Origin of the sequence: Paraburkholderia sp. J94, from assembly GCF_905220285.1 — a bacterium.
Classification (GTDB): Bacteria; Pseudomonadota; Gammaproteobacteria; order Burkholderiales; family Burkholderiaceae; genus Paraburkholderia; species Paraburkholderia tropica_A.
Genome location: NZ_CAJMZH010000004.1, coordinates 238510 through 252194, shown reverse-complemented (window position 1 = coordinate 252194; position 13685 = coordinate 238510). Strand labels below are relative to the sequence as shown.

Below are 13685 nucleotides of genomic sequence, written 5' to 3'. Positions count from 1 at the left end.
CAATGGGGCCTAGCCCTCAGGACCGTTTCGCTGAGTCTGAGCACACGCCAAACTCACAGTGTAGTGACCGCCATTCTCCCTTTTAAGAGCGAGCTTCTCGTACGCCTTCAACATGTCCAGCAAGCCAGTGTAACCATATCCACCCGGAGAAAAACCCGGGTCGGTTCGCTTAAGGTATTGCCCCAATGAACCCAGATGGACCTGTCCGTCGGGCACGCTATTCGCAAGTAGAGCCACCGCATCCACGACGCACTGCGGTCGAGATTTTATGGCGCGGGCTCTAAGAGGATTCGCGCCAGCTTGTTGTGGTGAATCAACTTCTACACGGTCCTTCCAAGGTGAAGTCGGAGCCCATTCAAAGAACTGATCGCTCGAATTGCGTAAGGCATCCGGCGTTTTCGACTCGCCCACGACGGCGACAATTGCTCCGCGCTCCCGGAGCTTGCGACAGAGGTATGCGAAATCGGAGTCGCTCGTGACCAGGCAAAACTTGTCTGCACGCTCATCAAACATAGCTTCGAGAGCATCGAGCGCCAAAGCAATGTCGGCAGTATTCTTTCCAGGCGCATATTGGAACTGCAGGCAGGGAGTAAACGCCTGTCGAACCAGCGCTTCTTGCCAGGTCTTGGCGAGCGTGCTGTGATTTCCATAGCCTCGACGAAGCACGACTCGGCCAAACTGGGCGACCACGCGTAAGGCGTACTCTAAAATCTCTGGCTGGGTGTTATCGCAATCAACAAGCACCGCGACGCGAGATTCACCGGACGCTAGTGACGTACTCATCGCTTTGCCTCGTTAGATTACTGAGTGTAAGAATAATAGCGGCAAATCGCGGTCTCTGACGTTCTTGCGATTCTCCGGCCGTGATGGTCTGACGCCTGGTCCAATCGATTCACAACGCATCGCGCATACTGAGTCCGATCCAAACACATGGCATGTTTCTGGATACCTCGACCACCCTGGAGTGCTGCGTCTCGTTGCTCTTTGGGGCGAGTTTTGCGAAATGCTGTTTCAGCAACGTCGTCCGGTGGGTGTGCCTTCAATTTTGTCCAGCTGTGCGGAGCGTCCCAGCAGACTGACATTCGCGCTCATTGGACCAAGGCTCCTGCGGCTCGTTGAGGATCCTTTGCATTCGTCGAGGACTTGCAATCCGGCAATCCTGGCGCCACATGGCAGCGGCGCGCAAGGCGAGCAGCGCGCATACTTTGGTATGCGCGCCTCATGCATTCATCATAAGAAGATCCGTTGGTTATCGACGCACATTGCGGCAGATAACGCCGCGCATCTACGCGTTCCTCATCGAGAAGTCTTTCATGCGCTTGCTTCACACAACTCACCGGATTGGACGTCGCATCACAATGCTGATGAATAAGCTGCGTGTCCAGTAGTTGCTCACCGACATCGCTATATGCGATCCGCGACGGATACATATTCCATGGCTCCTTGCTCGGAATCGGATCGTGGGGGCCAGGGTAACCGGCAGCACGAGGCCCGAGTTCGGAAACCACCACGCGCACGGTGCCGTTTGCAAGAAAGTGCACCCAAAGGTTGCCGCCGTCTTCCGAATAGGGATCAACCGAAACATCGGCTTGATGAGTGCTGCCCTTATCGTGCTGCCAGTCCCTGACGTCCCACACCACATGCACCGTCAGCCCGGGACGCCACTTGGCTGGTAGAGGCGGTGCCGGCACACCGGCATTGCCGTTGCCGGCTTGCTGCCCAGCCGCGCCGTTGACCCAGAAGTCGGTGACGCTCAGGTTGTCCGCCAGGTGGTCAATTCCGCCCATGGAATAGCCAAACGTTTCTTCCTTGCCAAACGCCTGTCCAGCTGTGAACGCGAGCAGCAATACAGCGCCGAGCGCCATAAGCCATGTCCGGCTTTTCCGAAATATCATTGTTTTGTATTGCGCAGCAAGGAGATGAGGATCAGCTGTATCTTGCCGTCCTGCTGGCAGTTGGTCAGGCAAGCAGGATAGCGTCGGAAGAATGCATCACCGCGCAGTATCGCACTCAGACGCGAAGCCTGCGCACTGCATCTTCAGTCACTTGTCGGCGGCCCAAAGAAACCGAAGAATCCAATATTGGCCTTCAGAACACCAAGCGAATAGCATGAAAACCATCGTTGCATTAACAATCTCCATGACATCACTTGCGCTGCAAACGACCGCGCACGCCGAAGCGATGTGCAAACCCGGAGAACAGCCAATATTCAATTGCGAATTGAAGGCATCCGTGGCATCGCTTTGTCTGGATGCCTCAAAGAAGATTTTCGTTTATCGAAACGGAACAACAGGCAAATTGAATTTACAGGTTCCGCGCTCGGACGATCTAGCAACGGGAAGCCCGTTTCACTTCAGCTACGCTCCGTATTCTGGCGGCGGCGAAGCGCACGTTCGGTTCCGGCAAGGCGCCTACAACTACTACCTATACGACAGAACATACCGAACGGACGACGGCCCTGACTTCTCCGCAGGCATTGTGATCTTCAAGAATGATCGGAAAATCGCGAACCTGGCTTGCACCAACGATGCGTCGATTCACCAGCAAGCCTATATGCAGATTCCCCAAGAAACCTATCGCGACATTAGCGCCCCATGAACTGGAAGCAAATTCTATTGCTATCGTCGTCTGCGATATCGCTGAATGCCTTTGCGCTCGACTGCAACGCTCCGTCAGGAGGCATCGGGCCCGATGCCGCGCAATCGAACCTGCAATGTGCCGAGCAGGAGCGCACGGCCGCCGATCATGCGCTCAACGGCACATACAAAAAGTTGCTCGCGAACCTCAAAAATGATCCACGGGAGCAGCGCTTTTCCAGAACTCAGATTGTGGCCGCACAGCGTGCGTGGGCAGCGTTCAGAGACGCAGAATGCGAGTTTCGTACGAGCTTGAGTGGTTCAGCACCGCAATGGGTGCCGGTCTATCGCACGCAGTGCCTGACGGAATTGACAACGGCTCGCGTGGAGGTGCTTGGTAGCGCATGACCGCGACACTGAACTTCTCGCTGAGTGGCTTCGGTGCCAGGAGCTGCTCCTGATGCTACTGGATGAAGGCGACCTTTTCCCGACGGATATAGGCGGCCTGTTCCGCAATCGGAAGCGCCATGCTCGCACGCATGATTTTCCCATCTGCGCACCCGTCGCCTCGGCAGTGAGCCGGGGTTGACTGCCTGAAAGGCAGCTCTCTTCTCTTCAAGTGCAGCTTAGAACTGGGTTTCTGATTTGAAACCCATGTCCTGAAGGATATCCTTCACCACTCCAACGTCGTCAGCCTTGATATCCTTGAAGCTGATTTCGCCTGTCGGGCTGATGATTCGACGGGACACCGAGAACTCGCGGACAAACCAGCGCAGCACCTAACTCGGCAACCGCGCCAGTCACCCATCCGTTGCGGCGTCACCCACCGCAACGGACATCAACGAAACAATCAAAACGGCAACTTCGCATCCGGCTTCTCAGCCAGAATCACGCGCTTGAAATCCGCCTGAATGCGCGCGAGCGCCGCATCGTTATCAGCCTCAAACCGCATCACGACGACCGGCGTCGTATTCGACGAACGCGCGAGCCCGAACCCATCCGGATACTCCACACGCAGACCGTCGATCTTGATCACCTCATCGGCGCCCGTGAATTTCGCGTTCTCCTGCAGCTTCGCGATCAACGCGAAATTCTCGCCTTCCTCAAGCTTCAACTGCAGTTCCGGCGTCGCATGCGAGTTCGGCAGATCGTTGAGCAGCTTGCTCGGATCGGCCACGCGCGCGAGGATTTCAAGCAGACGCGCGCCCGTGTACAACCCGTCGTCGAAACCATACCAGCGGTCCTTGAAGAACACATGGCCGCTCATTTCGCCCGCCAGCGGCGCGCCGGTTTCGCGCAGCTTCGCCTTCACGAGCGAGTGGCCCGTCTTCCACATCAGCGGCTCGCCGCCCTTCTCCTTCACCCACTTCGCCAGGTTGCGCGTGCACTTGACGTCGTAAATGATCTGCTTGCCCGGATTGCGCGACAGCACTTCCTCGGCGAACAGCATCAGTTGACGATCCGGATAGATGATCTCGCCATCCTTCGTGACCACGCCCAGACGGTCGCCGTCGCCGTCGAACGCGAAGCCCACTTCGGCGTCGGTTTCCTTGAGCGCGCGGATCACGTCCTGGAGGTTTTCCGGGTGCGCCGGGTCCGGGTGGTGATTCGGGAAGGTGCCGTCGACTTCGGTGAACAGTTCGACCAGTTCGCAGCCGAGCGCCTTGAACAGACGCGGCGCGAGACCGCCCGCCACGCCGTTGCCGGTATCGACGACGATCTTCAGCGGACGCGCGAGCTTGATGTCGCCGACGATGCGGTCGATATATTCATCGCGAATATCGTAATCGGCATAGCTGCCCGCGCCGGTTTCGAAGCGCTGGTCGACGATGCGCTGATAGAGCGCCTGGATCTGGTCGCCGTAGATGGCCTTGCCGCGCAGGACCATCTTGAAGCCGTTGTAGTCGGGCGGGTTGTGGCTGCCCGTCACGACGATGCACGAGTCGATGCTGCGTTCGCCCGTGGCGAGCTTGAGCGGCACGCTGGCTGCGAAGTAGCCGACCGGCGTGGGCACCATGCCCACGTTGACGACGTCGACGCCCGCCGAGCGCAGGCCGTCAGCGAGCGCGGCGGACAGATCGGGGCCCGAAAGGCGGCCGTCGCGCGCGATCACCACCGCGTCGCCGCCCTGCGCACGCACCTCGCTGCCGAAGGCCTGGCCGATGGCGCGTGCCGTGTCGGTGTCGAGCGTCTTGCCGATCACGCCACGAATGTCGTAGGCCTTGAAAATCGATTGAGAAATCATGATGAGGCTCACCGTGCGATGGAAAGTCGGGGGCTTATTCGTAACACGTTTCTGCGGGGTGCCGCGACCCTGCGTTACGAAAAGTCGGAACCGTTACAAACTATAATTGCCGTTTTTCGGCGTCCGCCGAAGGTTATGCACCCATTTTAATGCCTCGCCGTTTCCTCCTGACGACAAAATCCGCGCCGGGTCTGGCGCCTCGCGCCAGCAAGCGGCGTTCCCAGCCTTGCCGGCATGCCTTGGGCCGCCAGCGTCGCCAGGACGGTCCGGCATGCTGAGCCTCAAGCGCCACGCGAACCCCGACGTCACGCGCGCGTTCGCCAACATCGTCTGGCTCGGCCTCGAACGCGTCACGCAGATCGCCGTCGCCATCGCCATCAGCGGCGTGCTCGCCCGCTATTTCGGTCCCGACGTGTTTGGCAAATGGCAGTACGCCAACACGCTGCTGCTCGTGCTCTCGCCCATCACCTGGGTCTGCGGCGCCGAAATTCTCGTGCCGACAATCGTCAACAAACCGCGCGAGGCAGTCGGCACGGTGCTCGGCAGCGCGTTTGCGCTGCGCATCGGCGTCTCGGCGGCCGCGCTCGTCGTCACGTGGATCGGCATCGGGCTCGGCGCAACCGATCCGATGGTGGGCGCGATGCTCGCCGGGCTCGCCGTCACCATGCTGTTTCGCGAGCCCTTCGTCGGCGTGATCAACGCGTGGCTGCAGAGCATGACGTACAGCAAGCCACAGCTTATCGCGAGCATGAGCACGGCGATCGTCAAGGCGCTGCTCGTGTTCCTGCTCGCGCGCGCCGCCTTCGCGCCCGCCACGTTCGGCTGGCTCTGGGCGCTCGAATCGGCGGCGATCGGCGCGGCGCTGGTGCTTTACTTCCGCAGGCGTCACGGCGGCAAGCTCGGCTGGCACGTCGACCGCGCACTCTTCAAGCATTTCGCGACGGCGGGCACGGTGTTCTGGCTCGGCCTGATCTGCATGTATCTGTTCCTGAAGCTCGACCGGCTGATGCTCGAACGCACGATTTCGTTCGCCGATCTCGGCCGCTATTCGGCCGCGCAGCAGCTCAACGAAAACTGGATCACGCTCGCGCTGATGCTCTCGCAGACCATCGCGCCCGCCTTCGTCTATCGCGTGCAGCAAGCCGCGCAACTGCGCCGCAACCTCGTGCGCCTGTTCGCGATGACGGGCGTCATCATGATCGCGGGCGCGCTGGTGCTCGACGCGCTCGCGGGCTTCATCATCCATCGCGTGTTCGGCCCGGATTACGCGGGCGCCGTGAATATTTTCCGCTGGGCCGTGTGGCTCTCGGTGCCCGCGGGCATCGAGGCGATCGGCAATCTCGTGGTGCTCAAATATCAGGCGAAGTTCGTGCTGCTCGCCAAGTGGCTGCTCGCGCTCGCGGTGGCGTTCGCCGTAAATCTCGTGGCGATTCCGCGCCTGGGCGCGTATGGCGCGCTCGTCGGGCTCGCGTGCGGCTACCTTGCGGCGGCCTGCGTGAACTTCTATTACATCCGCTTCAAACTGTCCTGAACCTCGCTTCCGAAGCCCGCCTCATGACGCAATCCCCCGCCGCCGCGCGCGCACGCACCGGCGCTCTCGCCGATGTCGCCGTGCTGATGCCCGCCTACAACGGTCAGGCCGATGTCGACCGCACGCTCGCCTCGTTCGAGGAAGACGCACCGATCTACGCGCTCGTCATCGACGACGGCAGCACGCCGCCCATCGTCGCGCCAAGCGTGCCCGGCATGGAGATCGAAGTATTGCGCATGCAAAAAAACGGCGGTATCGAACGTGCCTTGCAGGCGGGCGTCGAGGCGCTGGCCGCGCGCGGCTTTCGCTATGCGGCGCGCATCGACGCGGGCGATCTGGCCGCGCCGCAACGGCTCGCGAAACAGCGCGCGCGCATGGAAGCCGAGCCGAAGCTCGCCGCGCTCGGCACGTGGACGCAGGTCGTGAACCGCGCGGGCGAGCCGCTTTTCATGCTGCGCCCGCCCGCCGACGCGCGCGCGCTGCGCCGCACGCGCATGCTGCGCTCGCCGCTCGTGCATCCTTCGGTGATGCTGCGCATCGACGCGGTGCTCGCCGTGGGCAACTATCGCGCGCGGTATCCGGCCGCCGAGGATCTCGATCTGTTTCTACGTCTGATGGAGCGCTACGACTGTGCGAATCTGCCCGAACTCGGGCTCTATTACGAGCTCAACGAAGGTGGCATCAGCGCGACCAAACGGCGTCGTCAGATCGTGTCGACCTTGCGTTTGCAGGCGCGCTATCTGAACGTGCTGAACTGGCGCGACTGGGCGGGGCTCGCCAAAAATACGCTGCATCTCGTCACGCCTTACAGACTGCTTTATCTGCTGAAGACGCGCCTCGTCGGCAAGCGATAAAGGCGACGTCAAAGTCCGGGCCAACGCAAAAAGTCCCTCGCGGCGGTGTGCGCCGACGCACAAACGTTCGTCCGCCCCTCGTCCAGAATAGGCCGTTCGCATTCGGACGTTATCGGACGACGCATCAAGCGTCTGTGCAGCGGCGCAGTCATAGCGCCGCGCAGGTCCGCGCGCGTTACGAGTCCGTCACGGCGCGCTTGAGCGCAGCCAAAGTGGCGCACCGAATGCACGCACCGGACCACACCATGACCGCCAAGCCCAGTCTGAAACGCAGCGCCCTGTTCAACCTGATCGGCAGTCTTCTGCCCATGATCATTGCGTTGGCAACCACCCCGCTCTATCTGCACGACATCGGCGCGGCGCGTTACGGCGTCCTCGCGATCGTCTGGATGATTCAGGGCTATTTCGGCTTTCTCGACATGGGGCTGTCGTCGGCGACGGCCAATCGCATCGCCCAGCTCGCCGACGCCACGCATCAGGAGCGCGAATCCGTGCTGTGGACGGCGCTGATTCTCAACGTCGCGCTCGGCGTGGCGAGCGGCGCGGTGCTGTTCGTGGCGATGCGTCTGCTGCTGCCGTACTTCAATCTCGGCGAGGCGCTGCGGGCCGAATTGCAGCCCGCGCTGCCTTTCATCGCGTGCCTGATGCCGCTCGCGAACCTGATCGGCGTGCTCAGCGGCTCCCTCTCCGCGCGCGAGCGCTTCGGCATCCTCACGCTGGTGCAGATTCCGGTCACGCTGATGTATCAGCTCACGCCGCTGATCGTGGCGTACGTGATGGGCCCGCGCCTGAACTACATCGTGTACGGCACGCTGGGCGCCGGGATCGGCACGCTGTGCCTCTACGCGTGCGTGGTGTGGCGCGTCTTCCCGCTGCGCTTCGCCGCCGGTCCGCGCCGCGCGCTGATTCCCAAACTGTTTTCGTTCGGCGCGTGGATGAGCGTGCAGAACCTGACTTCGGCGCTCCACGAAACCGCCGACCGCATCATGATCGGCCACATGCTCGGGCCGCAGGCCGTCGCGTACTATCAGGTGCCGTTCAATCTCGCCGTGCGCGTGCGCTTCCTGCCGAACGTGATCGCGCGCACGCTGTTTCCGCGCCTCTCGTCGCTCGAAATCACCAGCGCCACCGCGCTTTCGGCGACCACGCTGCGCGGCTTCCTGGCCGCACTCACGCCGATGATCGTGTTTGGCATGTTCCTCATGCAGCCGTTTCTTGCACTGTGGGTCGGGCAGGATTTCGCCGCGCGCTCGGATTCGGTCGGCGAAACGATTCTCGTGGGCGCGTGGTTCAACAGTCTCGCGCTGATCGCCGGCTGCCATTTGCAGGCGACGGGCCGGCCCGGCATCGTCGCACGTTTGCTGATCTACGAACTCGCGCCGTTCTTCGCGTTCCTCTGGTGGGCGATGAACCACTTCGGCGTGCTCGGCGCCGCGCTCGCGTGGAGCGCGCGCTGCGTGATCGACGGCTTCCTGCTCTATCGCGCCGCGCGGCTCGAAATCCGGCCGCTGCGCATGCTGATCGCGCCGACGACGATCATCGGCACCGCGTATGTGAGCACGCTGGTGCTGACGCCGCTGAGCGTGCCGTCCATCGCGATGTGGATCGGCTCGACCGGCGCGGCGCTCGCATGGAGCGCACGTGCGCAGCCGTCGCTGTTCGCGCGCACGCTCGGCCTCTTCGCATCGATGCGAAGCCGCTGGGCGTGAGCGTGTGGAGTGAAGACGAAAATTAAACGCGTGGCCTGAACGGGCCACCCCAAAAAAAGCGCGATGCGGTGACATCCCGCATCGCGCTCGTCGAATGCCACGGCATCCGCGTTGGTTTATTCGCCTGGCAGACTGTCGGCGTCGATCGCGCGAAGCTGATTGGCGATTTTCTTTTTCGCGCGCAGCGTGAGGTCGATCTCGCGCCAGATCTGCCGCGCGAGGCCCGGACGCTTCGGACGCGTCACCATCGTCGTCCGCTCGTTCTGGATGCTCGACAGACTCAGATCGGTCGGATGTTTGACGACGCTGGAAAAATAAAAATTGCCGATCTGCACGTTATTGCGGACGTGCGTGAAATCGTCGATCACGAAAATATCGCGCTCCATCAAACTCAGGACTTCCTTCGCGAACGACGCGGAAATCACATAGCCGACCGTGCGATAGAGATGGCCGAGATCGCCGTCGTGGACCTTGAAAACCGGCGGAATCTCGCAGCAGATCGTGCCGCCCACGCGCTCGAAACTGCGCAGCAGGCCGTCCATGCCGCCCAGATGCAGATAGCCGTCGAAGCGGCCCATCTTCTCCATGATCTGACGAATGCTCGCGCCGGCATCGGCGTCGAGAATCACGTCGTCTTCGAGAATCAGCGCGTGCGTTTCGCCCGAGTTCAGCAGCGCCTCATAGGCTTTTTTATGGCTCAGCGCGCAGCCCAGTTCGGAGGGCGTGATGAGCCGGTTTCTGAAACTCAGGTAATGCTGGATCGCCGAAAAATATTCCTTCGCATTGAGCTCGGGACCGTAGACCGCATCGATCACGCTCACCTTGAAGCGCTCGTTTTCGAGCATCGACGCCAGCTTCCGGTTGCCTTCCGACTGACTGCCTTTTAACGAAATAACGAACACCTGCATTGGTCGCTCCCTGGATGCAAGACCGTTCCGCATGAACACGCGTGGACACGGAATTTTTACAGTTTGCAGGGATAACTCCAATGAAAAGGGCGCGGCGGATGCGGGGTTTACCTCATAACGCATTGCACAAGACGCCCGCAATCGGGGCGCGCTACAGCCAGCCGAGCAGCGTCGGCAGCAACACCGGCACGACGAACGCCGTGAAGACCCCATTGAGCCCCATGCCGAGGCCCGCGAACGCGCCCATTTCCTCGCTGACCTGAAACGCCCGCGCGGTGCCGATGCCGTGCGACGCTACGCCGATCGCGAAGCCGCGCACCTCGGTCTCGCGCACGCGCAGCAGGTTGAGGATCCAGCGCGCCGTCACGGCGCCGAACACGCCCGTCGAAATCACCAGCACGGCCGTGAGCGAGGGAATGCCGCCGACCTTGTCGGCGACCGCCATCGCGATGGGCGTGGTCGCCGACTTGGGCGCGATCGACGCGAGCGTCTGATGCGTCGCGCCGAACAGTTTCGCGACGCCGACCGCCGACACGATCGCCGTCAGCGAACCCGCGACCAGACCGCCGAGCAGCGGCAGCGCCGTGCGCCGCAGCTTGCCCCATTGCCGATAGAGCGGCAGCGCGAGCGCGACCGTCGCCGGTCCGAGCAGGAAGTGCACGAACTGCGCGCCTTCGAAATACGTGCGATACGGCGTATCGGTGATCTTGAGCGCCACGACGACGATCGCCACCGCGATCAGCACCGGATTGGCGAGCGGATTGTGCTTCGCGCGCGCGTAGACGTTCAGCGCGATCAGATACGCGACCAGCGTCAGCGTGAGGCCGAGCAGCGGCGAGGCGGCGAGGTAGACCCAGATGGCGTCGAGTTTCGCGATCGGCAAAGACGTATTCATGCTGCGCGCTCCCCGCCGCTATCGCCGCCCCTATCGCCGCCCATCGCGCCGCGGCGCTGACGGCGCAGCAGCGCGCGCGTGACGAGCGCGGTGACGGCGATGCCGAGCGTCGTGCTCACGACGAGGCTCGCGATCACCGCGAACGCCTCGCCGCGCACGGCCTGCGCCGACACCATGATGCCGACGCCCGCCGGAATGAACAGCAGCGAAAGATGGCGCAACAGTTCGAGCGCGGTGGGCTCGATGGCTTCGGCGGCGGCGGGCCGCATCATCGCGAAAGCGAACAACAGCAGCATGCCGATCACGGGACCGGGCACGGGCAGCGAGAACACGTAGGAAACGCTCTCGCCGAGACACTGGAAGATCAGGAGGGCGGCAAGGGAACGGAGCATGGCGGAAGAGATCGGCGCGGTTGTCTGCGCAGTTGTCTGAATGGTTTGAATGGGTCTGGACCCGGCAAGGTCCGGCGCGCGGTGCAAGGCCGTGCGGCGCCCGCGCGCTGGCCTGGAGTGTAGCCCACGCGTTCGCGGCCTGCACCCTCGCGCCCATCGCACCTATTGCGCCCGTCGCGTCCTTCATATCGCTGCGACACGCCCGCCGCGCGCCGGTGACGCCCACCGCCTCGGCTAAAATGTGGCCCCTTGCCGGGCGCGTGCCCGGCCCTCCCTCATCGACGCACTCGACGATCCGGCCTTCGTGAATTCCTCCGCTGCTCCCGCCGCCCAATCCTCGCCCGCCCGCCGCCTGCCGCTGCACGTGGCGCTCGTCTGCAACACCGCCTGGGCGATCTACACCTATCGCCGCGGCCTGCTGCGCGCGCTCAACGAAGCCGGCGCGCAGGTCACGGTGATCGCGCCGCGCGACCGCACCTTCGAGCCGCTCGAAGCGATGGGCTGCCGCTGCGTCGACCTGCCCGTGGCCTCGAAAGGCACGAATCCGCTCGACGATCTGCGCACCCTGCTCGCGCTGCGCCGCCACTACCGCGCGCTCCAGCCCGACGTCGTGTTCCACTACACGATCAAGCCGAACATCTACGGCTCGGTGGCGGCGTGGCTCGCGCGCGTGCCGTCGGTGGCGGTCACCACGGGGCTCGGCTACGTCTTCATCCAGAAAAGCCGCGCCGCGCAGGTCGCGAAGCGGCTCTATCGCTTCGCGTTCCGCTTTCCGCGCGAAGTCTGGTTCCTCAATCGCGACGACGAAACCGCCTTCCGCGAGCAGAATCTGCTCGTCCATCCCGAGCGAGCGCGCCTGCTGCACGGCGAAGGCGTCGATCTCGACGATTTCGCGTTCACGCCGCTGCCCGAGCGCGGCGAGTTTTCGTTCGTGCTGATCGGCCGCCTGCTCTGGGACAAGGGCGTGGGCGAATACGTCGAGGCCGCGCGCTCGCTGCGCGCGCGCTATCCGCAGGCGCGCTTTTGCCTGCTGGGGCCGGTCGGCGTCGACAACCCGAGCGCGATCACGCGCGACGAAGTGGCAGCATGGGAACGCGAAGGCGTGATCACGTATCTGGGCGAAACCGCCGACGTCCGGCCCTATATCGCCGACGCCGATTGCGTGGTGCTGCCCTCGTACCGCGAAGGCGTGCCGCGCACGCTGATGGAAGCGAGCGCGATGGGCCGCCCGATCGTGGCGACCGACGTGCCCGGCTGCCGCGAAGTGGTCGCCGACGGCGAAAACGGCCTGCTCTGCGCGGCGCGCGACGCGGCTTCGCTTACGCAGGCGATGGCGCGCGTGCTCGATATGTCCCCATCGGAGCGAAAAAAAATGGCCGAGTGCGGACGGAAAAAAATTGCGAAAGAATTCGACGAACGCGTTGTGGTACAACGCTACCGGGAATTGATCCGGGAGTTGACCGGATTGACGTTTTGAACGCATTCAGACGATACGGAACCAGAGCATGGCAGCGACGAACTCAAAAGGCACGATCCTCGTCACGGGCGGCGCGGGCTTTATCGGCTCGCACACTTGCGTCGAACTGCTTAATGGCGGCTACGACGTAGTCGCCGTCGACAATCTCGTCAACAGCCGCCCGGAGTCGCTCAAGCGCGTCTCGCAGATCACCGGCAAGCCGGTCGCCTTCTACGAGGCCGACGTGCGCGACGCGCAGGCGCTCGAGCGCATCTTCAAGGCGCATCCGATCACAGGCGTGATCCACTTCGCCGCGCTCAAGGCCGTGGGCGAGTCGGTCGCGAAGCCGATCGAGTACTACCGCAACAACCTCGACGGCCTGCTCGTGGTGCTCGACGTGATGCGCCAGCACGGCGTGAAGGAGTTCGTGTTCAGCTCGTCGGCGACCGTGTACGGCGTGCCGGAGCGCTCGCCCATCGACGAGACCTTCCCGCTCTCGGCGACCAATCCGTATGGCCAGTCCAAGCTGATCGCCGAGCAGATCCTGCGCGACGTGGCGATTTCCGATCCGTCGTGGCGGATTGCCGTGCTGCGCTATTTCAATCCGGTGGGCGCGCATGAGAGCGGCCTGATCGGCGAAGATCCGGCCGGAGTTCCGAATAACCTGATGCCGTATGTCGCGCAGGTGGCGGTCGGCAAGCTGGAGCGGCTGCGTGTGTTCGGCGGCGATTACCCGACGCCGGATGGCACGGGCGTGCGCGATTACATTCACGTGGTGGATCTGGCGCAGGGGCATTTGAAGGCGCTCGATGCGCTGGCCGCGCGTGGCGAGGGTTTTGTCGTGAATCTCGGGACGGGCCAGGGGTATAGCGTGCTGGATGTGGTGAAGGCGTTCGAGAAGGCATCGGGCCGACCGGTGCCGTACGAGATCGTGGCGCGCCGCCCCGGCGATATCGCCGAGTGCTATGCGAACCCGGCGACGGCGGAGAAACTGATCGGCTGGAAAGCGCAATTCGGCATCGAGCGCATGTGTGTGGACCATTGGCGCTGGCAGGAAAATAATCCGCGTGGGTTTGAGTAAGCAATCAATAAGGGACGGGCCTGAAAGCCCCGTCCCGT

General features: G+C 62.9%; 14 protein-coding genes. 8 read left to right on the top strand and 6 right to left on the bottom strand.

The genetic code is table 11. The features are described from left to right. Positions 1-9: 9 nt before the first annotated feature. A complete protein-coding gene (locus tag U4Y88_RS09810) occupies positions 10-783 on the bottom strand; it encodes an NYN domain-containing protein (protein WP_321783655.1) in 774 nt (257 codons plus the stop codon). 305 nt (positions 784-1088) lie between these two features. Then, positions 1089-1865, bottom strand: a complete 777-nt coding sequence (locus tag U4Y88_RS09805) for a DUF3304 domain-containing protein (RefSeq protein ID WP_321783653.1) — start codon at positions 1863-1865, stop codon at positions 1089-1091. Positions 1866-1870: 5 nt separating this feature from the next. Between U4Y88_RS09805 and U4Y88_RS09800 the strand changes: the two genes are divergently transcribed. From U4Y88_RS09800 to U4Y88_RS09790, 3 genes are read left to right on the top strand one after another with little or no spacing between them, the layout of a single operon-like run. Next, a complete protein-coding gene (locus tag U4Y88_RS09800) occupies positions 1871-2113 on the top strand; it encodes a hypothetical protein (protein WP_321783651.1) in 243 nt (80 codons plus the stop codon). Beyond that, positions 2110-2598: a hypothetical protein gene (locus U4Y88_RS09795; protein ID WP_321783649.1), complete on the top strand. Its 489-nt coding sequence runs from the start codon at positions 2110-2112 to the stop codon at positions 2596-2598. Before U4Y88_RS09800 ends, U4Y88_RS09795 begins: the two co-directional genes overlap by 4 nt. Next, positions 2595-2984 (top strand): lysozyme inhibitor LprI family protein, encoded by a 390-nt coding sequence (locus U4Y88_RS09790; RefSeq protein ID WP_321783647.1) that lies wholly within the window; start codon positions 2595-2597, stop codon positions 2982-2984. The genes U4Y88_RS09795 and U4Y88_RS09790 overlap by 4 nt, the downstream gene beginning before the upstream one ends. Positions 2985-3426: 442 nt before the next feature. Here U4Y88_RS09790 and U4Y88_RS09785 read toward each other — a convergent pair whose 3' ends face one another. Continuing rightward, positions 3427-4821, bottom strand: coding sequence for a phosphomannomutase/phosphoglucomutase (locus U4Y88_RS09785; RefSeq protein ID WP_321783645.1), 1395 nt, complete (start codon positions 4819-4821; stop codon positions 3427-3429). Between the two features lie 271 nt (positions 4822-5092). Here U4Y88_RS09785 and U4Y88_RS09780 point away from each other — a divergent pair, with 271 nt between their 5' ends. The 3 genes from U4Y88_RS09780 to U4Y88_RS09770 all read left to right on the top strand — a co-directional run bounded on the left by U4Y88_RS09780 (position 5093) and on the right by U4Y88_RS09770 (position 8915). After that, the gene (locus U4Y88_RS09780) at positions 5093-6352 is read left to right on the top strand and encodes an oligosaccharide flippase family protein (RefSeq protein ID WP_321783643.1); all 1260 of its coding nucleotides are present in this window, start codon (positions 5093-5095) and stop codon (positions 6350-6352) included. Positions 6353-6375: 23 nt separating this feature from the next. Further along, complete coding sequence (locus U4Y88_RS09775; RefSeq protein WP_321783642.1) at positions 6376-7206, top strand: glycosyltransferase; 831 nt, start codon at positions 6376-6378, stop codon at positions 7204-7206. 245 nt (positions 7207-7451) lie between these two features. Beyond that, a complete protein-coding gene (locus tag U4Y88_RS09770; protein ID WP_310630246.1) occupies positions 7452-8915 on the top strand; it encodes a flippase in 1464 nt (487 codons plus the stop codon). Between the two features lie 116 nt (positions 8916-9031). On the opposite strand, the gene U4Y88_RS09765 is transcribed toward U4Y88_RS09770, so the two are convergent. The 3 genes from U4Y88_RS09765 to U4Y88_RS09755 form a co-directional block, all read right to left on the bottom strand. Further along, entirely contained in the window at positions 9032-9823 is a 792-nt protein-coding gene (locus U4Y88_RS09765) for a glycosyltransferase family 25 protein (protein ID WP_224014025.1), read from the bottom strand. Between the two features lie 151 nt (positions 9824-9974). Beyond that, entirely contained in the window at positions 9975-10718 is a 744-nt protein-coding gene (locus tag U4Y88_RS09760) for an LrgB family protein (RefSeq protein ID WP_224014026.1), read from the bottom strand. Then, on the bottom strand, positions 10715-11110 hold the full coding sequence (locus U4Y88_RS09755; protein ID WP_224014028.1) for a CidA/LrgA family protein: 396 nt from the start codon (positions 11108-11110) through the stop codon (positions 10715-10717). Before U4Y88_RS09755 ends, U4Y88_RS09760 begins: the two co-directional genes overlap by 4 nt. Positions 11111-11414: 304 nt before the next feature. On the opposite strand from U4Y88_RS09755, the gene U4Y88_RS09750 reads away from it, so the two are divergent. Next, on the top strand, positions 11415-12587 hold the full coding sequence (locus U4Y88_RS09750; protein ID WP_321783640.1) for a glycosyltransferase family 4 protein: 1173 nt from the start codon (positions 11415-11417) through the stop codon (positions 12585-12587). A gap of 28 nt (positions 12588-12615) precedes the next feature. Next, a complete protein-coding gene (galE, locus tag U4Y88_RS09745; protein WP_224014032.1) occupies positions 12616-13647 on the top strand; it encodes a UDP-glucose 4-epimerase GalE in 1032 nt (343 codons plus the stop codon). Positions 13648-13685 lie beyond the last annotated feature (38 nt).

Excerpts from the sequence above, each read along its gene's own strand:
- U4Y88_RS09780 (WP_321783643.1), top strand. The coding sequence starts at position 5,093 with ATGCTGAGCCTCAAGCGCCACGCGAACCCCGACGTCACGCGCGCGTTC.
- U4Y88_RS09760 (WP_224014026.1), bottom strand. The coding sequence starts at position 10,718 with ATGAATACGTCTTTGCCGATCGCGAAACTCGACGCCATCTGGGTCTAC.
- U4Y88_RS09765 (WP_224014025.1), bottom strand. The coding sequence starts at position 9,823 with ATGCAGGTGTTCGTTATTTCGTTAAAAGGCAGTCAGTCGGAAGGCAAC.
- U4Y88_RS09800 (WP_321783651.1), top strand. The coding sequence starts at position 1,871 with ATGTCCGGCTTTTCCGAAATATCATTGTTTTGTATTGCGCAGCAAGGA.
- U4Y88_RS09775 (WP_321783642.1), top strand. The coding sequence starts at position 6,376 with ATGACGCAATCCCCCGCCGCCGCGCGCGCACGCACCGGCGCTCTCGCC.
- U4Y88_RS09805 (WP_321783653.1), bottom strand. The coding sequence starts at position 1,865 with ATGGCGCTCGGCGCTGTATTGCTGCTCGCGTTCACAGCTGGACAGGCG.
- U4Y88_RS09790 (WP_321783647.1), top strand. The coding sequence starts at position 2,595 with ATGAACTGGAAGCAAATTCTATTGCTATCGTCGTCTGCGATATCGCTG.
- galE (WP_224014032.1), top strand. The coding sequence starts at position 12,616 with ATGGCAGCGACGAACTCAAAAGGCACGATCCTCGTCACGGGCGGCGCG.
- U4Y88_RS09785 (WP_321783645.1), bottom strand. The coding sequence starts at position 4,821 with ATGATTTCTCAATCGATTTTCAAGGCCTACGACATTCGTGGCGTGATC.
- U4Y88_RS09770 (WP_310630246.1), top strand. The coding sequence starts at position 7,452 with ATGACCGCCAAGCCCAGTCTGAAACGCAGCGCCCTGTTCAACCTGATC.
- U4Y88_RS09810 (WP_321783655.1), bottom strand. The coding sequence starts at position 783 with ATGAGTACGTCACTAGCGTCCGGTGAATCTCGCGTCGCGGTGCTTGTT.
- U4Y88_RS09795 (WP_321783649.1), top strand. The coding sequence starts at position 2,110 with ATGAAAACCATCGTTGCATTAACAATCTCCATGACATCACTTGCGCTG.
- U4Y88_RS09755 (WP_224014028.1), bottom strand. The coding sequence starts at position 11,110 with ATGCTCCGTTCCCTTGCCGCCCTCCTGATCTTCCAGTGTCTCGGCGAG.